The 21,125-nt window shown below is 70.5% G+C and carries 21 protein-coding genes; 6 read left to right on the forward strand and 15 right to left on the reverse strand.

What is annotated here, in order from left to right:
- Window positions 1–5: 5 nt before the first annotated feature.
- The 9 genes from FHR97_RS16400 to def form a co-directional block, all read right to left on the reverse strand.
- Window positions 6–1,364 (reverse strand): TrkH family potassium uptake protein, encoded by a 1,359-nt coding sequence (locus FHR97_RS16400; protein WP_183384879.1) that lies wholly within the window; start codon window positions 1,362–1,364, stop codon window positions 6–8.
- Window positions 1,365–1,408: 44 nt separating this feature from the next.
- Complete coding sequence (locus tag FHR97_RS16405) at window positions 1,409–2,065, reverse strand: potassium channel family protein (protein ID WP_183384880.1); 657 nt, start codon at window positions 2,063–2,065, stop codon at window positions 1,409–1,411.
- A 93-nt stretch (window positions 2,066–2,158) separates the two neighbouring features.
- Entirely contained in the window at window positions 2,159–3,397 is a 1,239-nt protein-coding gene (locus FHR97_RS16410) for a TraB/GumN family protein (protein WP_183384881.1), read from the reverse strand.
- A gap of 87 nt (window positions 3,398–3,484) precedes the next feature.
- Entirely contained in the window at window positions 3,485–4,933 is a 1,449-nt protein-coding gene (locus FHR97_RS16415) for a TrkH family potassium uptake protein (protein ID WP_183384882.1), read from the reverse strand.
- Window positions 4,934–4,991: 58 nt separating this feature from the next.
- Entirely contained in the window at window positions 4,992–6,365 is a 1,374-nt protein-coding gene (gene trkA / locus FHR97_RS16420; protein WP_183384883.1) for a Trk system potassium transporter TrkA, read from the reverse strand.
- Between the two features lie 114 nt (window positions 6,366–6,479).
- Window positions 6,480–6,683, reverse strand: a complete 204-nt coding sequence (locus FHR97_RS16425) for a dodecin (protein WP_183384884.1) — start codon at window positions 6,681–6,683, stop codon at window positions 6,480–6,482.
- A gap of 34 nt (window positions 6,684–6,717) precedes the next feature.
- The gene (gene rsmB / locus FHR97_RS16430) at window positions 6,718–8,058 is read right to left on the reverse strand and encodes a 16S rRNA (cytosine(967)-C(5))-methyltransferase RsmB (protein WP_183384885.1); all 1,341 of its coding nucleotides are present in this window, start codon (window positions 8,056–8,058) and stop codon (window positions 6,718–6,720) included.
- A complete protein-coding gene (fmt, locus tag FHR97_RS16435) occupies window positions 8,055–9,038 on the reverse strand; it encodes a methionyl-tRNA formyltransferase (protein WP_183384886.1) in 984 nt (327 codons plus the stop codon). Before fmt ends, rsmB begins: the two co-directional genes overlap by 4 nt.
- 255 nt (window positions 9,039–9,293) lie before the next feature.
- The gene (def, locus tag FHR97_RS16440) at window positions 9,294–9,806 is read right to left on the reverse strand and encodes a peptide deformylase (RefSeq protein ID WP_183384887.1); all 513 of its coding nucleotides are present in this window, start codon (window positions 9,804–9,806) and stop codon (window positions 9,294–9,296) included.
- Between the two features lie 166 nt (window positions 9,807–9,972).
- Between def and FHR97_RS16445 the strand changes: the two genes are divergently transcribed.
- From FHR97_RS16445 to aroE, 5 genes are all read left to right on the forward strand, one after another.
- Window positions 9,973–11,058: a LysM peptidoglycan-binding domain-containing protein gene (locus tag FHR97_RS16445; RefSeq protein WP_221187832.1), complete on the forward strand. Its 1,086-nt coding sequence runs from the start codon at window positions 9,973–9,975 to the stop codon at window positions 11,056–11,058.
- Window positions 11,059–11,071: 13 nt separating this feature from the next.
- Entirely contained in the window at window positions 11,072–12,175 is a 1,104-nt protein-coding gene (gene dprA, locus FHR97_RS16450) for a DNA-processing protein DprA (protein ID WP_183384888.1), read from the forward strand.
- Window positions 12,176–12,214: 39 nt separating this feature from the next.
- A complete protein-coding gene (gene tsaC / locus FHR97_RS16455; protein WP_183384889.1) occupies window positions 12,215–12,772 on the forward strand; it encodes an L-threonylcarbamoyladenylate synthase type 1 TsaC in 558 nt (185 codons plus the stop codon).
- A gap of 34 nt (window positions 12,773–12,806) precedes the next feature.
- Window positions 12,807–13,730, forward strand: coding sequence for an oxygen-dependent coproporphyrinogen oxidase (hemF, locus tag FHR97_RS16460; protein WP_183384890.1), 924 nt, complete (start codon window positions 12,807–12,809; stop codon window positions 13,728–13,730).
- Between the two features lie 147 nt (window positions 13,731–13,877).
- Entirely contained in the window at window positions 13,878–14,690 is an 813-nt protein-coding gene (gene aroE, locus FHR97_RS16465) for a shikimate dehydrogenase (protein WP_183384891.1), read from the forward strand.
- A 297-nt stretch (window positions 14,691–14,987) separates the two neighbouring features.
- Here aroE and FHR97_RS16470 read toward each other — a convergent pair whose 3' ends face one another.
- Window positions 14,988–15,248 (reverse strand): hypothetical protein, encoded by a 261-nt coding sequence (locus tag FHR97_RS16470; protein WP_183384892.1) that lies wholly within the window; start codon window positions 15,246–15,248, stop codon window positions 14,988–14,990.
- 18 nt (window positions 15,249–15,266) lie between these two features.
- Window positions 15,267–16,067: a M48 family metallopeptidase gene (locus FHR97_RS16475; protein ID WP_183384893.1), complete on the reverse strand. Its 801-nt coding sequence runs from the start codon at window positions 16,065–16,067 to the stop codon at window positions 15,267–15,269.
- Between the two features lie 119 nt (window positions 16,068–16,186).
- On the opposite strand from FHR97_RS16475, the gene FHR97_RS16480 reads away from it, so the two are divergent.
- Window positions 16,187–17,056, forward strand: a complete 870-nt coding sequence (locus tag FHR97_RS16480) for an ATP-binding protein (protein ID WP_183384894.1) — start codon at window positions 16,187–16,189, stop codon at window positions 17,054–17,056.
- On the opposite strand, the gene FHR97_RS16485 is transcribed toward FHR97_RS16480, so the two are convergent.
- The 4 genes from FHR97_RS16485 to FHR97_RS16500 all read right to left on the reverse strand — a co-directional run bounded on the left by FHR97_RS16485 (window position 17,057) and on the right by FHR97_RS16500 (window position 21,097).
- Window positions 17,057–17,677: a hypothetical protein gene (locus FHR97_RS16485; RefSeq protein WP_183384895.1), complete on the reverse strand. Its 621-nt coding sequence runs from the start codon at window positions 17,675–17,677 to the stop codon at window positions 17,057–17,059. It lies immediately after the preceding gene.
- A gap of 215 nt (window positions 17,678–17,892) precedes the next feature.
- Window positions 17,893–19,296 carry a ribosome biogenesis GTPase Der gene (gene der / locus FHR97_RS16490; RefSeq protein WP_183384896.1) on the reverse strand — a complete coding sequence of 468 codons (1,404 nt, stop codon included), beginning with the start codon at window positions 19,294–19,296 and terminating at the stop codon, window positions 17,893–17,895.
- Window positions 19,293–20,441, reverse strand: coding sequence for an outer membrane protein assembly factor BamB (gene bamB / locus FHR97_RS16495; protein ID WP_183384897.1), 1,149 nt, complete (start codon window positions 20,439–20,441; stop codon window positions 19,293–19,295). The genes der and bamB overlap by 4 nt, the downstream gene beginning before the upstream one ends.
- Window positions 20,438–21,097, reverse strand: coding sequence for a tetratricopeptide repeat protein (locus tag FHR97_RS16500; protein WP_183384898.1), 660 nt, complete (start codon window positions 21,095–21,097; stop codon window positions 20,438–20,440). The genes bamB and FHR97_RS16500 overlap by 4 nt, the downstream gene beginning before the upstream one ends.
- Window positions 21,098–21,125: the final 28 nt, after the last annotated feature.

Genomic DNA, 21,125 nt, shown 5'->3' on the forward strand with positions numbered 1-21,125 from the left:
TGGCCTCAGCCGATGTGCACCCGGCCCTCGGCATAGCGAAGTCCCTTCACCTTGCGCTTGGCGATCAGGTAGCCCAGCGAGATGGGGCCGACCCGCCCCAGCAGCATGGTGACGATCAGGGTCAGCTGGCCGGGGATCGACAGGTCAGGGGTAACGCCGCGGGTGAGCCCCACGGTCCCGAAGGCCGATACGGCCTCGAAGGCCAGGTCGAGGAAACGCTGCCCGGGTTCGGTGACCGTCAGGGCCAGCAGGCAGCCGAAGATCAGCAGCATGCCGGCCAGCGCCACGGCGACGGCCTCCACCACCGTGCCGTCGGATAGCGAGCGTCCGAAGGCCTCCGGCCTCACCCGACCGCGCAGGAAGGCGCGAGCAACCAGCAGCAGGACCACGAAGGTGGTGACCTTGATACCGCTGGCGGTGGAGCCGGAGCCGGCACCGATGAACATCCACAGCATGGTGAGCAGGGCAGAGGGCGCGGACAGGGCGCTGGTGTCCAGGGTGTTGAAGCCGGCCGTGCGGGGCGTGACGGCCTGGAACCAGGCGGCCTGCAGCTTGGCGCCGAGGGTCTCCAGCCGGCCCAGGGTGGCGGGATTATGCCACTCGAGCAGCAGCACGCTCGCCATGGCAACCAGGATCAGCCACAGCGTGGCGTGGAGCATGATCCGGGCATGCAGCGATATCCCGGTGCCCGGACGCCAGTTCGCCAGCTCGGCGATGACCACGAAGCCGAGCCCGCCGACGATGAACAACAGGCTGATCACGCCGTTGACCAGGGGGTCGGCCACTTCCTGCACCAGGCTGTCCGACCAGACGGAGAAACCGGCATTGTTGAAGGCCGAGATCGCGTGAAAGGCGCTGATCCAGAGCCCTTTCGCGAGGCCATGGTCGGGCACCCAACTGAGAGCCAGCAGCAGGGTGCCGCACGCCTCCGCGATGAGGGCGAAGGCGATGACCAGTCGCACCATGTGGGCCAGCGCATGGAAGGAGGTATGGTCGAGGCTTTCGCTGATCAGTCGCTTCTGATGCAGTGGCAGTCGTACGCCGAGCAGAACCATCATCAAGGCGGCACAGGTCATGAAGCCGAGGCCACCGATCTGGATCAGCGCCAGCACCACTCCCTGACCGAACAGGGTGAGTGACGAGGTGTCGATCACCCCCAGGCCGGTGACCGTCACCGCCGAGGTCGCGGTAAACAGGGCCTGATGCCAGGTCAGAGGCTGGTGGGCGGCGATGGGCTGAAGCAGCAGCAGCGTGCCGAGGCTGCTGAGCAGCAGGAAGCCCAGCAGCAGCAGCTCCGGCAGGGAGAAGGTGAGGACCGGCCCATGGGGAAGCCGTCGTATGGGTCGCCTCAGGCGATCACGCATGCTCCCGCTCTCCGCGTCGCGTGACTCATGGGGGTATATGCCGGTCAGAGATGCCGGCCCAGGCTCCGCAGTTCCTCCAGCTCGCCCAGCAGCACCAGGCTGTCTCGCGGCTTCAGGGCAATATCGCTTCCCGGCGTGCGGATCAGTTCACTATCCCGCTTGATGGCGATGACCGAGAGGCTCTCGTTGTTCCGGTTCAGGTCGCCCACCGTGGGAAAGGAGGTCTCGAGTTGCTCGGTGGTCTGGATCTCGACCACGAACTGCCGGTTGCCCAGGTCGATGAAGTCGACCATGGCGTGATAATGGAGGCTCTCTCCGACCCGTATCCCGATGTCATACTCCGGATAGACGACATGGTCGGCCCCGAGGCGCTTGAGCAGGCGGTAGTGCGTGCCGGAATGGGCCTTGACCCATACCTGCCGGGCCTCGTGTTCGCGGACGAGCAGGGTGCAGATCATGCTGGCTTCCAGGTTGTCATCGGTGTCGATGACTACCGCGTCGTATTCGCTCAGGGAGAGCTGACTGATGACCTGTTCATCGGTGATATCGCCGACGATGGCATGGCTGAACAGGTCCGCGTAGTGATCGACACGGGACTCGTCCAAGTCGACCCCCAACACCTCGTCATGCTGGCGGTGTAGCTCCTGCGCCACCGTGATGCCGAAGAAGCCCAAGCCGAGAATCGCGAACTGGCGTGACATCGTTGCCCCCTTGTGCGGATGGTGCGGATGGTGCGCGTCTGCTCGTCCCCTTTTCCCCAGTTTGGCACCTGCCCAGCGAGGCCGTGCCGGTGCTCAACCGCCGAACAGCGCCCCGGCGATGCGGAAACCGGCGATCCAGGTGCCGGCGGCGGAGCCGAGGGTAGCGGCGAGGAAGACCAGCAGGGTGCGCGAGACCCGGTTGCGCCACCAGCCCTTCAGCTCGGTGACGTCGTGGCGCAGGTTGGCGAAGTCGCGCACCTTGGGCTTGCGCATGGCGAGCTCCACGCCGGCGGCGACGAAGCCGGCGCCGATGGTGGGGTTCAGCGAGGTGAGGGGCGCGGCCACCACGGTGGCGGCCACGGTCACCGGGTGCGCCAGGGCCGCCAGGGTGGCCGCGCCGGAGAGGACCCCGTTGATCACGAACCACTCCGCCACCAGCTGCCAGCCGAGGTCGGTGTTGCGCGAGAAGCCGATGGCGAAACCGGTCAGCACCAGCACGGTGATCGCCCAGGGCAGGGCCTTCCAGACCTTCGACCGTGGTGGGGTGGCCTCGAGGGCCTCGCGCTCCGGGGTCGGCGCCTCCGGCAGCGGCTGTGCCAGGTGCTCGGCCATGCCCTTGAGGTGGCCGGCGCCGATCACCACCAGGACGTGGCGGTAGCGGCCGGGCGGGCACTGTTCGGCCAGGCGTAGCACCATGTAGCGATCCCGCTCGCTGATCAGCGGCGTGTAGAGGGTCTCGGACTCGGCGGCGAACTCGCTGAAGGTGGACTCCAGGACATCGCCCTCCTTGAGCCGCTCGATGTCCTCGGCGGAGACGTCCTGGCGGGACAGCACCCCGCCGAGCAGCCCCGAGAACAGCGAGAAGCGCTGCCACCAGGGCACGTTGTGGTAGATGCGCTTGAGGGTCACCCCCACGTCCCGGTCGATCAGTACCAGCGGCAGCCGGCGGGCGCGGGTCTCCTCCAGGGCGGCGCGCATCTCGGCGCCGGGCTCGATGCCCGACTGCTCGGCGAGGCGCTGCTGGAAGGCCCCCAGTGCCAGGCTGGCGGCGACCATGCCGGCCTTGCCCTGGCGAAAGATCTGGAACAGGTCCTGCTCGCCGAGGGCGTCGGGGTTGGCCAGGTTCTGATGGCGCGAGTCGCACAGCTCGATGGCCACCGCGTCGAATTCGCCGGAATCGATCAGCGAGCGGACCTCCGCGGCGCTCTCCGCCGAGACATGGGCGGTGCCCAGCAGGGTGTAACGGGTCTCGCCCACCGGGAGGGTGCGGCGGGGGCCGCCACTGGTGGCCTGTTCAGCGGGGGCGGTCACGGTGTCCTGGGAGTCGGTCATTGACGCTCGGGCCTGGAGGATGAAGAGTCGATTATCCACGAAGCCCGCCGGCGGGCCAAACCCGCCGCGACGCTTGCATCGGGTTTGCTACTTGCGCCAGAAGGCCGGGGTGAACAGCACCAGCACGGTGAAGATCTCCAGGCGGCCGAGCAGCATGGCCAGCACCAGGATCCACTTGGCGAGCGCCGGCAGGTCGCCGTAGTGGGCGCTGGCCTCGCCCAGGGCCGGCCCCAGGTTGTTGAGCGCCGAGCCCACCGTCGACCAGGCGGTGATCTGGTCGACGCCGGTGGCCATCACGCCCACCAGCATCAGGAAGAACAGCATCACGTAGGCAGAGAAGAACCCCCAGACCGCCTGGGCGATACCGTCCGGCACGCTGACCTTGCCGATCTTCACGGTGATCACCGCATTGGGGTGGATCAGGCGCATCACCTCGCGCATGCCCTGCTTGAGGATCAGGATGATACGGATCACCTTCATGCCGCCGCCGGTGGAGCCCGAGCAGCCGCCGACGAAGGCCGTCACGAACAGCAGGAAGGGCAGGGCGCCTGGCCAGATCGAGAAGTCGGCCACGGCGAAGCCGGCGGTGGTGGCGATCGAGACCACCTCGAACAGGGCATGGCGCAGCCCCAGGGTGGTCTCGTAGATCTCGGTGAGCCACAGCGAGATCGCGGTGATGGTCACCAGCCCCGCCAGGAACAGCATCAAAAAGCGCGCCTCCGGGTCCTGGAAGTAGTGGGCCACGCTACGTTGCCGCCAGGCCAGGAAATGCAGGCTGAAGCTCATCGCCGAGATGAACAGGAAGAACACGCAGACCAGCTCGATGGCGGCGCTGTCGAAGTAGCCGATGCTGGCGTCGTGGGTCGAGAAGCCGCCGATGGCCACGGTGGAGAAGCTGTGGCCCAGGGCGTCGAACCAGTTCATGCCGGCGGCCATGTAGGCCAGCATGCAGGTCACGGTCAGGGTGGCGTAGATGTACCACAGCGCCTTGGCGGTCTCGGTGATGCGCGGGGTCAGCTTGGAGTCCTTGAGCGGCCCCGGGATCTCGGTGCGGTACAGGGCCATGCCGCCGACGCCCAGCGTCGGCAGGATGGCCACCGCCAGAACCACGATCCCCATGCCGCCCAGCCACTGCAGCTGCTGACGGTAGTAGAGGATCGCCTCGGGCAGCAGGTCGATGCCGGTGATCACCGTGGCCCCGGTGGTGGTCAGCCCCGAGAAGGACTCGAAGACGGCGTCGGTGGGCGACAGCGCCGAGGCGCCGGTGAGCATCAGCGGCAGCGAACCGAACAGCCCCAGCACGCTCCAGAACAGCGCCGCGATCAAGAAGCCATCGCGGGTGCGCAGTTCCCTGCGGGCATGGCGGTTGGGCAGGTACATCATGGCCCCGGTCACCACGGTGATGGCCAGCGCCACCACGAAGGCCTCCCACATGCCGTCGCCGAAGAGCAGCGAGATCAGGATCGGGGGCGCCATGGTCAGGCTGAACATCATCAGCAGCAGACCCAGGATGCGCAGGATCATGCGCAGGCTCATGCGGTGGCTCTCCTCGTCGGGCGGGGCGTCGTCCCTGGCGGCATGGCGAGGGGCTCCATCAGAAGAAGGTCAGGCCGACCTGGAAGAGTCGCTCCACGTCGCGGATGCGGCGCTTGTCGATGACGAACAGGATCACGTGATCACCGGACTCGACCACCACGTCGTCATGAGCGATCAGCACCTCCTTGCCGCGCACGATGGCACCGATGGTGGTGCCGTTGGGCAGGTCGATCTCGCCGATGGCCCGCCCCACCACCTTGGAGGACTGGGTGTCGCCGTGGGCGATGGCCTCGATGGCCTCGGCGGCGCCGCGGCGCAGCGAGTGGACGTTGACGATGTCACCGCGGCGCACGTGGGTCAGCAGGCTACCGATGGTGGCCTGCTGGGGCGAGATGGCGATGTCGATCTCGCCGCCCTGCACCAGGTCCACGTAGGCGGCGTTGTTGATCAGCGTCAGCACCTTCTTGGCCCCCATGCGCTTGGCCAGCATCGACGACATGATGTTGACCTCGTCGTCGTTGGTCAGGGCGCAGAAGATGTCGCAGTCCTCGATGTTCTCCTCCTCCAGCAGGCGCTTGCTGGTGGCGCTGCCGTGGAGCACCACGGTGCGGTCGAGGCGCTCGGAGAGCTGGGTGCAGCGGTCGAGGTTGTGCTCGACGATCTTCACCTGGTGGCTGTGCTCGAGGTGCTCGGCGAGGCGCTCGCCGATGTTGCCGCCGCCAACGATGATGATCCGCCGGAAGTCCCGCTCCAGGCGCCTGAGCTCGCTCATCACCGCGCGGATGTCACGCCGGGCGGCGATGAAGAACACCTCGTCATCGGCCTCGATGACGGTGTCGCCGCGGGGGATGATCGGCCGGTTGCGGCGGTAGATGGCGGCCACCCGGGTATCGACGCTGGGCATGTGCCGGCGCAGGAAGCCCAGTTCCTGGCCCACCAGGGGGCCGCCGTAGAAGGCCTTCACCGCCACCAGCTGCACCAGGCCGCCGGCGAACTCCAGCACCTGCAGGGCGCCGGGGTGCTCGATCAGCCGGCGGATATGGTCGGTGACCACCTGCTCGGGGCTGATCAGCACGTCGATGGGCACCGCCTCGTGGGCGAACAGCCCCTTGCGGGTCAGGTAGGCGGTGGCCCGCACCCGGGCGATCTTGGTCGGGGTGCGGAACAGCGTGTGGGCCACCTGACAGGCGATCATGTTGACCTCGTCGGAGTTGGTCACCGCGATCAGCATGTCGGCGTCCTCGCAGCCGGCCTGGCGCAGCACCATGGGGTAGGAGCCGGCGCCGGTCACGGTGCGGATGTCGAGCCGGGTGTGCAGCTCGCGCAGCCGCTCGCCGTCGGTGTCCACCACCGTGATGTCGTTCTCTTCGCGGGCCAGGTGTTCGGCCAGGGTCCCACCGACCTGGCCGGCGCCGAGGATGATGATCTTCATTGGGTGTCGCTGTCCGCAGGAAGCCGTGGCGGTGCAGCCTTGTGCACCGCAACATGAGTGATGGCCAGCTTAAACCAGCCGCGGATGGAAGAACAGGTCGGCCGCGGGACGGCCTCAGTCGAGGGTGAAGCCCACCTTGAGCGTCACCTGCCAGTGCGCCACCCGACCGTGCTCGATATGGCCGCGGGTATCGGTGACCTCGAACCAGCGCATGCTGTGCAGGCTCTCCGACGCCTTGCCGAGGGCGCTCTGCACCGCGTCCTCGATGCCCGTCTCGGAGGTGCCGGTCAGCTCGATGTGCTTGTAGGTATGGTTCATGGTGTCGTCCTTTGGCAGCGGAGGGTGGGGCCGCTCAGGCGGCCCGCTTCCTCAGTCTGGCATAGAAGAAGCCGTCATGGCTGTCGAGGCTCGGCAGCAGCTGGCGTCCAGCGCCGGCGGGGCGGCCCCAGGCGAGCCCCGTGGGCGTGGTCACCTCGGCGTCGGGGGTGCGCTCGAGGAAGGCCTGGACCTGGTCGGCGTTCTCCTCGGGCAGCACCGAGCAGGTGGCATACAGCAGGGTGCCGCCCGGCGACAGCAGCGGCCAGAGGTTGTCGAGCAGGCGCGCCTGGAGCTCGGCCAGCCGCGGGATGTCCGAGGGGCGGCGCAGGCGCTTGATGTCCGGGTGGCGGCGGATCACGCCGCTGCCGGAGCAGGGGGCGTCGAGCAGGATGGCGTCGTAGGGGGTGCCGTCCCACCAGTCGCGCTGGGTGGCGTCGCCGTGGGCCAGGGAGGCACTCAGGCCGAGCCGTGAGAGGGTGTCCTCGACCCGGGCCAGGCGGGCGTCGTCGCTGTCGATGGCCTGCAGCTCGATGTCGAACAGCTCGAGCAGGTGGGCGGTCTTGCCGCCGGGGGCGCAGCAGGCGTCCAGCACCCGGGCACCGGGGCGCGGGGCGATCACCGGTCCCAGCAGCACCGCGGCGAGTTGGGCCGATTCGTCCTGGACGCTGACCAGCCCCTCCTGGAAGCCGGGCAGGGTGGTCACGTCCCGCGGCGTGTCCAGGGTCAGGCCATCGGGCGCATGCAGGCACAGCCGTGAGCGGATGCCCGGGGCATCGAGGCGGTCGCGGTACATCTCCCGGTCGCCGTAGCGGCGGTTGACCCGCAGCGTCATGGGGCCGGGACGGTTGTTGGCCTCACAGATGGCTCGCCAGTCGTCCGGCCAGGCCTGGCGGAAGGCCTTGAGCCACCACCTGGGGTGGAGCAGAGCCACGGCCGGGTCCTTGTCGACCTCGGCCTGCAGCGCCGCGGACTCGCGCTGCAGGCGGCGCAGGCAGCCATTGAGCACCCGGGTGGCCCAGGCCTTGCCCAGCAGGCGGGCGGCGCCGGCGGTCTCGCCCACCGCGGCATGGGCCGGGATGCGCAGGTAGAGCAGCTGGTAGATGCCGACCAGCAGCAGGGCCTGGATGTCGGCGTCGCGGGTCTTGAAGGGCTTCTCCAGCAGCGTCGCGGCCAGGGCCTCCAGCCGCGGCAGGGTCCGGCAGGTGCCGAAGCACAGCTCCTTGAAGAGGCTGCGGTCCCGGGCCACGACCTGGTGCTCGTCGAGGTTGTTGAGCGAGCCCTTGCCGGTGATCACCGGGGCGAGCGCCCGGGCCGCGGCGGCGCGCACCGCCAGGCCGTTGTCGAGGGACTTTGAGCGTCCGGCGTGCTGGTTCATGCGGGGGTCTCCCGGTCCGGGATCCCCAGGCGAGCGCCCGGGGGGAAGCGGTCCGCGCGGGCCTTGAGCAACTCGCGCATGTCCAGGGCCTTGCCACCCGGTAGTTGAGCCCGGGTCACGCGCAACACCTGGTCGCCGGCCGGACCGCAGGCGATACGCAGGGCCTCGGGGTCGGGGGCGAGCAGGGTGCCGGGGGCCTCGGGATCGCCCGCGCCCGGGGCGGCCTCGGCCATCAGCAGGCGCAGGCGGTCCTCGCCCAGCGCGCACCAGGCCACCGGCCAGGGGTTGAAGGCGCGGATGCGGGCGGCGAGCGCCTCGGCGGGCTGGCGAAAGTCGAGCTCGGCCTCGGCCTTGGTCAGCTTGGCGGCATAGGTGACGCCGGCCTCCGGTTGCGGCTCGGCGACCAGGCCATCGCCGGCCAGCGCATCCAGGGCCTCGCCAAGCGCCTGGCCGCCGAGGGCGGCCAGGGTGTCATGGAGCTCGCCGCCGGTGGTGGTGGCGGTGATGGGGGTGCGCCTGGCCAGCAGCATGTCGCCGGTATCGAGGCCCTCGTCCATCTGCATGATGGTCACGCCGCTCTCGGCGTCGCCGGCCTCGATGGCTCGCTGGATGGGCGCCGCGCCGCGCCAGCGCGGCAGCAAGGAGGCGTGGACATTGAGGCAGCCCAGCCGCGGCGTGTCGAGCACCGCCTTGGGCAGGATCAGGCCGTAGGCCACCACCACCATGAGATCGGCGTTCAGCGCCGCCAGCTCGGCCTGGGCCTCCGGCGTGCGCAGCGAGGCGGGCTGGTAGACCGGCAGGTCATGCGCCAGGGCCAGCGTCTTGACGGGGCTGGGGGTGAGCTTGCGGCCCCGCCCGGCGGGACGGTCGGGCTGGGTGTAGACGGCGACGACGTGGTGGGGGCTCGCCAGCAGTGACGCCAGGCTCTCGGCGGCGAAGTCGGGCGTGCCGGCGAAGATGACGCGCAGGGGTCGGGACATGGGTCGAGGGCCTTACCGGGATGAATGTCCCTATGATAACGGAGCGGGGCGCAAACGACGAAGGCCGGCGTCCTCAACGGCGCCGGCCTTCGGATTCAAGCTATTGCAGCCGGTGGTGTCGTTCGGCCCGATCCGGCGACAGGTCCCGGGGTGCCGGACCATCGAGGAGGCGCTGGGAACCGTAGGGCCTGCTCTTCGACCTGCCCCCGGCGGCCTTCTTCGCAGCCTACGTTGCCATGGCCCCTGGGGAGAGGGTCAGGCGGGCTGGCCCAGCTTGTGGCGCTTCTGCATCTTCTTCATCACCCGGTTCCGCTTGAGCGGCGACAGGTAGTCGACGAACAGCACGCCTTCCAGGTGGTCGCACTCGTGCTGGATGCAGTGGGCCAGCAGGCCCTCGGCCTCCAGGTCATAGGGCTGGCCGTCGCGGCCCAGCGCCTTGAGCTGCACCTTCAGGGCGCGCGGCACCTCGGCATAGTACTCGGGGATCGACAGGCAGCCTTCCTGCATCGGCTCGCGCTCGTCGCCGATGGGCATGTACGTCGGGTTGATCAGCACCAGCGGGGTGCTGCGATCGTCGCTGACGTCCATCACGATCACGCGCCGATGCACGTCCACCTGGGTGGCGGCCAGGCCGATGCCTTGGGCGTCGTACATGGTCTCGAGCATGTCGTCGACCAGTTGGCGCACCTCGTCGTCGACCGTCTCGACGGCGACCGCCTTGGTGCGCAGCCGCTCGTCGGGGAATTCGAGGATGGGGAGTTTGGCCATGGCGTTGGTGTCACCGTTGTGCTGTCATTCAGGATATGCGGCTATTCTAAAAGCCGGCGACGCGGCGGAAAACCACGAGCCGCGTATCGTATCGATAGCATCAGACTATACCACGGCGGCGGGGTTCCATGCGCCACCGGGGATCACAACGCGGGGGACGACGGGGATGAGGCAGACGAGACGCAGCAAGGTCATGCGGCGCTGGCTGGCGGCGCTGGCGGCGGGGTTGCTGGTGGGCCCCGTGCAGGCCCAGGGCCTGTCCTGGGAGGAGGGCCTGAGGGACAGCGCGCCGGACCGCTACACCGTGGTCAGGGGCGATACCCTGTGGGACATCTCCGGGCGCTTCCTCCAGCGTCCCTGGCAGTGGCCGGAGGTCTGGCAGGTCAATCCGCAGATCGAGAACCCCCACCTGATCTATCCCGGCGACACCGTCTACCTCTACGACTGCGGCGGCCGGCCCTGCCTGGGCCTGGAGCGGGGCCAGGGGGTGGTCCGCCTCTCCCCGGAAGTGCGCACCGTTCCGCACCGCGAGGCCATTGCCCCCCTCCCGCTGGAGTCGGTGCGTCACTTCCTGCGCGGGCATCGCGTGATCACCGACCCCGAGCAGCTGGACGAGCTGGCCTATGTGGTGGCCGGTGACGACGGCCGCCTGGTCAGCGGGGCCGGGGATCCGTTCTACGCCCGGGGCCGGGTGGAGGGCGGCGGACGCTTCGGCATCTATCGCATCGGCGAGCGCTACCATGACCAGACCAGCGGCGAGCTGCTCGGCCTCGAGCTGGAGAGTGTCGGCGAGGCCCGCCGGGTGCGCCAGGAAGACGACATCGCGGTGATGGAGGCCACCCGTTCCCGGGAGGAGGTCCGCAGCAACGACATCATCCTGCCGCTGGAAGACCGGGCCCTGGCCACCGAGTTCCTGCCGCGGGCTCCGGAGCAGCCGATCGACGGTCGCATCCTGGCGGTGCCCGGCGGGGTGCGCTTCATCGGCCGACTGCAGGTGGTGGCGCTGGACCGTGGCACCCGCGACGGCCTGGCGGCCGGGCACGTGCTGGCGGTGGAGCGGCGGGGCGAGCTGGTCGACGACCCGCGCACCGGCGAGGCCCTGCGGATGCCCGGCGAGGACGCCGGCCTGGTGATGGTCTTCCGGCCCTACGAGAAGATGAGCTACGGCCTGGTGATGCAGGCCACCCGCACCCTGGCCGTGGGGGACCGGCTGCACAACCCGCGCGCCTCGCTGGGCACGGCGCTGCGCTGAGCCCCTTTCACGCATGGGTCTCGAGGCCAGGGAGTGGCTGTTGCTGTCCCGGCTGCCCGGTATCGGCGCGGCCGGGCTGGCCGAACTCGCCGACCGGGGGCCGGCCTGGCCGGCGGGCTGGCTGGCGGTACTGCCCGGGCCGGCCGGGCTTGCCTTGCGGCTGTGGCTCGAGCATCCCGGGCGCAGCCCGCTGGGACCGGGGCTCGAGGCCGACCTGGCCTGGCTCGATGCCGCGGCCGACCGCCACCTCCTGCATCCCGACCACCCCGCCTGGCCGACCCTGCTCGGCCAGATCGCCGACCCCCCGCCGGTGCTCTGGGCCTGGGGCGATCTCCACGCCCTGGCGCCGCCGAGGCTGGCCATGGTCGGCTCGCGCCGGCCGACCCGGGAGGGCCTCACCAACGCCGCCGGCTTTGCCCGGGAGCTCGCCAGGCAAGGCTGGTGCGTGGTCAGCGGCATGGCCCTGGGCATCGACGGCGCGGCTCAGCGCGCGGCCCTGGAGGCCGGTGGCTGCAGCGTGGCGGTACTGGGCTGCGGGGTCGATGTGGTCTACCCGGCGCGCCATCGCGACCTCCACGCGCGGTTGCAGGCCAGCGGCGGCCTGCTGGTCACCGAGCATCCCCCCGGTACCGAGGCCCGGGCGGCGTACTTCCCGCGGCGCAATCGCATCGTCACCGGCCTGTCGCTGGGCGTGCTGGTGGTCGAGGCCGCCGAGCAGAGCGGCTCGCTGGTCAGCGCCCGGCTGGCCAACGAGCAGGGCCGCGAGGTCTTCGCCCTGCCGGGATCCATCCACAACCCCCAGGCCCGGGGCTGCCTGCGGCTGATCCGTGACGGTGCGGCGCTGGTTCGCCAGGTGGACGATATCCTCGATGAGCTCGTGCAGTGGCCGGGGACCCGACCGGCCAGCGCCGCGGTGCTCACGCCGCCCGCCCCGGCCCGGGAGGACCCGCTGCTGGGCTGGCTCAGCGACACGCCCACGCCGGTGGATGCCCTGGTCGACCTCACCGGTCTCGGGGTCACGGAGTGCCAGCGACGGCTGCTGGAGCTCGAGCTCGAGGGCCAGGCGCGCCCGGCCATGGGCGGTTGGGTGCGCCTGCCGACGCGGCGGTGCCCATGATAGAATGCCGGCCATCGTCATCGCACCGGACCCCATGCCATGACCCAGGCCACTTCCCTCGAGACCGCCGTGGTTGCCCTGCGCGCGGGCGGCGTCATCGCCTATCCCACCGAAGCCGTCTGGGGCCTCGGCTGTGACCCGGACGACGAGGCGGCCCTGACCCGCCTGCTGCGCCTCAAGGCCCGTGACCCGGCCAAGGGCGTGATCCTGGTGGCCGCCGACATCGGCCAGTTCGCGCCCTGGCTGGAAGGACTGCCGCTGGACCAGCGTGCCTCCCTGTCGGCGAGCTGGCCCGGCCCCACCACCTGGCTGGTGCCCGACAACGGCCGCGCCCGGCCCCAGGTGCGCGGCGCCCATGACCGGGTGGCGCTGCGGGTCAGCGACCATCCGCTGGTGGCCGAGCTGTGCCGGGCCTTCGGCGGTCCCATCGTGTCGACCTCCGCCAATCGGGCCGGCGAGCCCCCGGCGATGAGCGCCGCCGAGATCCATGCGATCTTCGGCGAGGCGCTCGATGCCGTCCTCGACGGCCCCCTGGGCGGCCACGACCGCCCCAGCACCATCCGCGACCTGGCCACCGGCCGGGTGCTGCGCGCCTGACGACCCTGACCCGCCCACCAACCCAGGAGGCCCCGTGGCCCACGCGCACCTCGACGACGTCAAGACCTACCTGCTCGACCTCCAGGACCGCCTGTGCGAGGCCCTGGCCGCCGAGGACGGCCATGCCGGCTTCCGCGAGGACGCCTGGACCCGTGAGGCGGGCGGCGGGGGGCGCTCCCGGGTGATCGAGCACGGCGCGGTGTTCGAGAAGGGCGGCGTCAACTTCTCCCATGTCCACGGCGCCACCCTGCCGCCCTCGGCCACCGCCGCCCGTCCGGAGCTGGCCGGTCGCGGCTTCCACGCGGTGGGCGTGTCCTGGGTGCTGCACCCCGAGAACCCCCATGTGCCCACCAGCCACGGCAACGTGCGCTTCCTGATCGCCGAGAAGGCCGGCGAGGCGCCGGTGTGGTGGTTCGGCGGCGGCTACGACCTGACGCCTTTCTATCCGGTACTGGAGGACGTGCGCCACTGGCACCGGGTGGCCCGGGACGCCTGCGCGCCCTTCGGCGACGATGTCTACCCGCGCTACAAGGCCTGGTGCGACGACTACTTCTACCTTCGGCACCGCGACGAGACCCGCGGCGTGGGCGGGCTGTTCTTCGACGACCTCAACGAGGGCGGCTTCGCGCGCTGCTTCGCCTTCCAGCGGACGGTGGGCGACAGCTTCCTCGATGCCTACCTGCCGATCGTTCGGCGCCGGCGCGCCACGGCCTGGGGCGAGCGGGAGCGGGACTTCCAGCTCTATCGCCGCGGCCGCTACGTGGAGTTCAACCTGGTCTGGGACCGTGGCACCCTGTTCGGCCTGCAGAGCGGGGGACGCACCGAGTCGATCCTGATGTCGATGCCGCCGCTGGCCCGCTGGGAGTATGACTGGCACCCCGCGCCCGACAGCCCCGAGGCGGAACTCTACGAACACTATCTGGCGCCCCGAGACTGGTTGGGGGAAGACACTGAATAAGCGTCTGCTCGCCGGAATCGCTGCGTTGCGCGGTGCTCGCATTCCTCACCTATTACTCATAGGCTGCGGATGCTGCGCTCCGGGCGCCTTGCGCTTCCTGGCGCTCGACGGCTTCTTCAGCGCTTCCCGGAACAATATGGAGTTTCCATGACTGACCGTTACTGCGTGTTCGGCCACCCCGTCGGCCACTCCCGGTCGCCAGCCATCCATGCCGCCTTCGCCGAGCAGACCGGGGAGGCCATCGACTACACCGCCATCGAGGCGCCCCTGGACGACTTCGCCGGGGCCTGGCGCGACTTCGTCGCCGCCGGGGGGCGCGGGGCCAACGTCACCGTGCCCTTCAAGGAGGACGCCTATCGGCTGTGCGACGCGCTGAGCCCCCGGGCCCGGCGGGCCGGGGCGGTGAACACCCTGATCCTCGCCGACGACGGCGGCACCCGCGGCGACACCACCGACGGCCTCGGCCTGGTCGGTGACCTGCGGCGCCACGGCGTGGCGCTGGCCGGGGCCAGGGTACTGGTGCTGGGCGCCGGCGGGGCCGTGCGCGGCGTGCTCGAGCCGTTGCTCGAGGCCGGCCCGGCCCGGCTGCAGATCGCCAACCGCACCGCCGCCAAGGCCCGGGCCCTGGCCGCGGACTTCGCCGACCTGGGTGACGTGAGCGGCGGCGGGTTCGACGCCGTCGAGGGGCCCTTCGACCTGGTGATCAACGGCACCAGCGCCAGCCTAGGCGGTGAGCTGCCGCCGCTGCCCGACGCCCTGTTCGCCCCGGGGGCGACCGCCTACGACATGATGTACGGCGCCGAGCCCACCGTCTTCCTGCGCTGGGCCGAGGCGTGCGGCGCCCGGGGCATCGACGGCCTGGGCATGCTGGTGGGACAGGCCGCCGAGTCGTTCTACCTGTGGCGCGGCAAGCGCCCGGACGTCGCCCCGGTGCTGGAGGCGCTCAGGCAGGCGTTGTAACGCGAGGCAACATCAAGCGCCGAGAGCATCGGGGGAATCGCCGACAGCACGTTGCTCGGCTTGGCGCGATGATGGGATCGGTAGATGCGCTGGCGCTTATCTCCCCTACGACTGACCCAGCTCCAAGGCTATCGCAGTTGCCTATAGCGAGGGGCGCCGGGGGCAGGCCGTAGAGGAGGTCCTACGCCAGGGATGGCGTCGGTAGCGCCCAGGGAGGGGTTCACAGCGCCTCCTCAAAGGCCTGTCGACGGATCAGCCCCGAGCGATCCTGCTATCTGCGATACCCCTGGGCCCGGCTCACCGGCGCTTGGTGTAAAGCCCTAGCATGCACAGCGCGAGGCCGGCCAGCGAGGCCAGCATGCCGCCGTTGACCAGCCAGGGGCGGCGCTCGATCCAGGGCACGAACGGCTGGGGCGTCTCGCGACAGGTGCCGGCCAGGTAGTCCCAGTGGCCCTGCTGGATCAGCAGGCATTCCCGGACATCGCCCAGCTCCAGGAAATAGATGCCCATCAGCACGATGATGGGCAGGACCAGCAACAGCAGTCCGGTTCTCAGCATGCGGTTTCCTTCGTGGCGTCAGGGACGCCCGCAGTTCGGGGTGCGACCGGCCTGGCGGGCCCGCTCGTAGCGGGGCAGGACCTCGGGGATCTCGGCCTCCAGGCCGGCGATGCGCTGGCCGTGGCTGGGGTGGGTGGACATCCACTCCGGGGGCTGGCCGCCGCCGGCGGCGCTCATGTTCTGCCACAGGGCCACGCTGGCGCGGGGATCGAAGCCGGCCTCGGCCATCAGCTGCAGGCCGATCACGTCCGCCTCGCTCTCGTGGCGACGCGAGAAGGGCAGCAGGATCCCGTACTGAGCCCCCAGGCCCATGGCGGCCATGACCTGCTCACCGCCGGCGCCCTCCAGGCCCGCCGCCGACGACAGCACCGAGAGCCCGAGGTTGGTGGCGCTCTGGGTCGAGGCACGCTCGTTGGCATGGTGGGCCAGCACATGACCGATCTCGTGGCCGATGACCGCGGCCAATTGGTCCTGGTTCTCGGCGATGTCGAGCAGGCCGGTGTTGACCCCCACATAGCCGCCGGGCAGGGCGAAGGCGTTAGCCGAGTCGTCCTCGAAGACCCGTACCTGCCAGCCACCCTCGCGGGCCTGCGGCGGCAGGCTGCGGACGATGGCCTCGGTCACGCACTGCACCTGGCGGTAGGCAGCGCCGCCCACGGTGGCGCGCTCCTGCTGGTACTGGTCAAAGGCCTGGGCGCCCATCTGGTCGAGCTGCTCGTCAGACATCAGGGTCAACTGCGAGCGACCGGTGGGCGAGGTGGTGCAGGCCGCCAGGGCGAGGCTCAGCGCCCCCACGGCCACTCCATGTATCCAACGCATCTGGGATCCTCCTGGGGCCGTCAGGGGCGGGGCCACTGGACGGCTTGTCACGGTTCGCCACAAGATACCCTGAACGCCGGCGAGGTCAAACCGCGAAACCTGCAACGAAGGAGGAAGTCATGGACGAGGAGCTGGCGCGGCGCCTGCTGCACCTGATGGAGCGGGTGGAACCCTGGCTGCCGCCGACCCCAGTCGAGATCGACTGGGGGCGCGATATCGCTGCCCTCTGGCAGCGGCATGCCCTGGGCGGGCGTCTGGTCCCGGTGCCGCCCCGGGACACCCTGGGCCTGGCGGCGCTGCTGGGCATCGAGCGGCAGAAGCGGGCCCTGGTCGACAATACCCGCGCCTTCCTGCGCGGCCATCCCGCCAACCACGCCCTGCTGTGGGGCGCCCGGGGCAGCGGCAAGTCGTCGCTGGTCCGGGCACTGCTCAACGACCTGGCCGCGGAGGGCCTGCGGCTGGTGCAGGTGGATCGCCACGATCTGGCCGGCCTGCCGAGCCTGGTCGAGGGGCTGCGTCGCGAACGCCGTCGCTTCGTGGTCTACTGCGACGACCTGTCCTTCGAGGGGCACGATGACGCCTACAAGGCGCTCAAGAGCGTGCTCGACGGGACGCTCACCGGCCCGCCCGAGAACGTGCTGCTCTACGCCACCTCCAATCGCCGCCACCTGCTGCCCGAGTCGATGAGCGACAACGACGCCACCCGCCTGGTGGGCGACGAGCTGCACCATGGCGACGCCGTGGAGGAGAAGATCTCGCTCTCCGACCGCTTCGGCCTGTGGCTGGGCTTCCATCCCTTCGATCAGGCGGTCTACCTGGAGACCTGTCGTCACTGGGTCGCGCACCTCGGCACGCCCGCGGACTGGACGGCCGAGGCCCGGGCCGAGGCGATCCGCTTCGCCACCCTGCGCGGCGCTCGCAGCGGCCGGGTGGCCTGGCAGTTCGCCTGCCAGTGGGTGGGCACGCGCCGGCTGCAGGCCTCGCCCTGATCAGCCCTGGGGCACCAGCTCGCCGTTCTCGCCGACGGCCATGCGGATGGTCGGGGTCAGCAGGCCGGCGGGCAGCGTCATGCCCAGGCCGCGGAGGTCGCCGGGGCTGATCGCCAGCTCGCTGCCGGCGGGCAGTTCGCCGCGGCGGGCGAGCTGGCTGGCGAGTTCCACCACCGGGGCCAGGCGGCGTTGGTCCGTGGCCAGCACGTCGAAGGCCACGGGCAGGCGCAGCTTGGCATCGCTGGCGGCATTGAGGGTCACGTCATCGGCGTAGCGGCCCTCGAGCGTCTCGGCGCCCGGCATGTCCAGGCGCCAGCGGAAGCCGGCCATCTCCACCGGCGGCATGCCGGCGGGCAGGCCGAGGCCCAGGGCCAGGGTGGCCTGCACCGGCAGGCTGCCCGCCCCCAGGCTCGAGGCGATCAGCGAGGTGAGGTCGCTGGTGTCCAGGCGGGCGTCGATGGCGTAGGGGCCGATGCGGACCTCCTCCACGCCCAGCGAGGTGACCGCCAGGCGAAAGGCGAACAGGCCGGTCTGGGGCAGCGCCAGGCAGCCGCCGAGCAGGGCGGCCAGGCAGAGGGGGGCCGGCAGACGCCAGCGGGTCGGGAAGCGACGGGAGCGCATCGGGGGTCTCCGGAGGGGGTGGGATCGCGTTCTGCGAATATTCAACGATGTGGCAGGGCCGGCGTATTTGAGGGGTGCCGGCCCGGCGCGTCAAGGGGCCGTGGGCGTCGACGGCGTCTCGCCGAGGGGAAGTTGTCGACCGGAGACGACACCGCCCGGCCCGTGAGCGAGCACGGGCCGGGCGGAGGAGTGGAGGGAGCCTGGCGAGCGGTGCGTCAGCGACGGCCGCGGCGGGCCTCCCTGGTGCGGTCCAGCTCGCGCTTCTTGGCCTTCTCCCGGTCGCTGGCGCCGGCCAGGTTGTCGTAGGGGTTCTTGCCCGAGCGGAACTCGAAGCGCATCGGCGTGCCACGCACCTTGAGCACCTTGCGGAAGGTGTTGGTCAGGTAGCGCTTGTAGGCCTCGGGCAGCGAGTCCGTCTGGTTGCCGTGGACGACGATGATTGGCGGGTTGCTGCCGCCCTGGTGGGCCATGCGCAGCTTGATGCGCCGGCCGTTGACCATCGGTGGCTGATGCTGCTCCACGGCGTCCTGGAGGATATTGGTCAGCCGGTTGGTGGACCAGTGGCTGTTGGCGGAGGCGAAGGCCCGCTCCAGCGAGGGATAGAGGTCGCCCACCGCGGTGCCGTGCAGCGCCGAGATGAAGTGCAGCTCGGCGTAGTCGGCGAAACCCAGGCGGCGCTTGATCTCGGTGCGCATCCTGTCCTTGGCCTCGCTCTCCAGCCCGTCCCACTTGTTGACCGCCAGCACCAGGGCGCGGCCGCTGGTCAGCACGTAGTCGAGCAGGTGCAGGTCCTGTTCCACCAGGCCGCTTCTGGCGTCGAGCACCATGATGGCGACATGGCACTCCTTGATGGCCTCCAGGGTCTTGATGATCGAGAACTTCTCGGCCACCTCGCGGACGTTCTTGCGTCGCCGCACGCCGGCGGTATCCACCAGCACGTAGGGCTTGCCGCGGCGCTCGAAGGGGATCTCGATGGCGTCGCGGGTGGTGCCGGCCTCGTCGAAGACCACCACTCGCTCCTCGCCGAGCAGGCGATTGACCAGGGTCGACTTGCCCACGTTGGGCCGGCCGATCACCCCGATGCGGATGCCCTTGGTGCCGGTGTCGGGGGGGATGTCCTCGTCGCGCTCGGGGAAGGGCGCGAGCACCTCCTCGATCAGCGCGGTGACGTTGCGGCCATGGGCGGCGGCGATCGGCCGCGGGTCGCCGAGGCCGAGCTGCCAGAAGTCCGCCATGGCGGAGTGCTCTTCCAGGCCGTCGGTCTTGTTGACCACCAGCCAGGTCTTCTTCTGGTTGATGCGCAGGTGATTGGCGATGGCCTCGTCGGCCACGTTCAGCCCGCTGCGGCCGTCGACCAGGAACAGCACGATGTCGGCCTCGTCGATGGCCTGCAGCGACTGCTCGGCCATGGCCGCGTCGATGCCTTCCTCGTCACCGCTGATGCCGCCGGTGTCGATCACCGTGTAGGCCTTGCCGCCGAGCACGCCGTTGCCGTACTTGCGATCCCGGGTCAGGCCCGGGAAATCGGCCACCAGGGCGTCGCGGGAGCGGGTCAGACGGTTGAACAGGGTCGACTTGCCTACATTGGGGCGGCCGACCAGAGCGATCACGGGGGTCATGGTTGCAGTTCCAGGGCCTCGAGGCTGCCGTCGTCGGCCAGGGCATAGACGCGACGGCCGTCGGTGAGCGGACGCACGCTGATGCCGGAGCCGTCGATCTCGGTGCGACCGACGAGGGTGCCCTCACGGGCATCGATGAAGTGGACGTAGCCCTCGAAGTCGCCCACCACCAGGCGGCCGTCGGCGAAGGCCGGATCGGTGAGCTCACGGCCCTCGAGGGCCTCGAGACGCCACAGTTCCTCGCCGTTGCCGGCGTTCAGGGCGAGCAGATGGCTGGCCTCGTCGACCACGAACAGGAAGTCGCCGACCAGCACCGGGGTGCGATAGCTGGAGACGTCGCGGGACCAGAGGGTCTCGCCGGTGGTGGCCTTGAGGGCCATCAGGCGACCGTTGTAGCTGGTGACGAAGAGTCGGCCGTCCTGGGTCAGGACCGGCTGGCCGGCCAGGTCGACTAGGCGCTCGATCTCGCTGCGGCCCTCGGGCGTGGCGATGCGGCGCTCCCACAGGGGCTGGCCCACGCGGTTGTCGAGGGTGACCAGGCGGCCGTTGGCCAGGCCGGCGAAGGTGACCTGGTCGATCACCCGCGGGGTGCCGGTGCTGCGCAGGGTCAGCGACGGGCGCGAGGTACTGTAGACCCAGCGCTCGGCGCCGCTCTCGCGATCCAGGGCGGTGACCTTGCCGTCCACGGCCTGGACCACCAGCAGTTCGCGGTTGGCCTGGGGCGCGGCCAGCACCTCGCTGCTGACGCGGGTGCGCCACAGCACCTCGCCGTCGGCCTGGTCGAGGGCCAGCACCTCGCCGTTGCGGGTGCCCAGGTAGACTCGGCCGGCCACGGCGGTCAGGCCGCTGGAGGCGCCGGCGGAGAGCTCGGTGGTCCAGCGGGGCTCGCCGCTGTCGGCGTCCAGGGCCCGGACCAGGCCGTGCTGGTCGGCGGCGAAGATGACGTCGCCGTCCTGGGCCGGCGACAGGGGATAGCCGCCCAGGCCCAGGCCGTCGCCGACCTGCTCGTGCCACAGGGTCTCGGTGGTGGTGGTGCCCGCGGTGGCCTGCAGTTCCTTCGGCGGGTACTGGGGCTCCACCTGGCCGGCACAGCCGGCCAGCAGGCCCAGCGCCGCGGTGGCGGCGATCATGAAGTTCGCTTTCATGAGGTGGTCTCCTCGACGCCCAGGTCGTCCAGCTTGAGTTGCACGCCGTACAGCGGCTGGTCGCTCGCCTCGGACAGGCTGAGCGCCTCGCGCCAGGCGTCACGGGCCGCCTCCCGGTCGCCGAGCATCAGGTGGGCATCGCCGCGGATGTCGGCCCGCTGGGCGCTCAGGGGCGCGGGGATCTCGCCGTCCAGGGTGGACAGCGCCGCCTCGGCGGCGTCGTCGGCGAGCTGCAGGCGAGCCAGGCGCAGCCGAGCCAGGCCTTGCAGGTAGGGGCGCGGGCTCTCGGCGATCAGGCCTTCCAGGGCGGTGCGGGCGGCGGCGGTATCGCCGGCCTGCACGGCCAGGCGGGCGTCCAGCAACCGGGCCAGGTCGGCATAGAGGCTATCGCCGTGGTCCTCGGTGAGGGTGGTCACCAGGCCGTCGGCTTGCTGGCGGGCGGCCTCGTCGAGCGCATCCTGGCCGCTCAGGGTGAGCAGCTGCTGGTAGCGCTGGGAGGCCGCCTCGGCCTGGCCGGCCTGATAGTCCTGCCAGGCCTTCCAGCCGAAGACGCCGGCGGCGGCGATCACCGCGCCGAGGATCAGCGAGGTGCCGTTCTCCTTCCACCAGCGCTTGATGGCTTCCAGCTGTTCTTCTTCGGTTCTCAGCTCCGCCACGGGCGGTCTCCTTTCTGTCCGCGGGCCG

This window comes from Halomonas stenophila (assembly GCF_014192275.1).
GTDB lineage: Bacteria > Pseudomonadota > Gammaproteobacteria > Pseudomonadales > Halomonadaceae > Halomonas > Halomonas stenophila.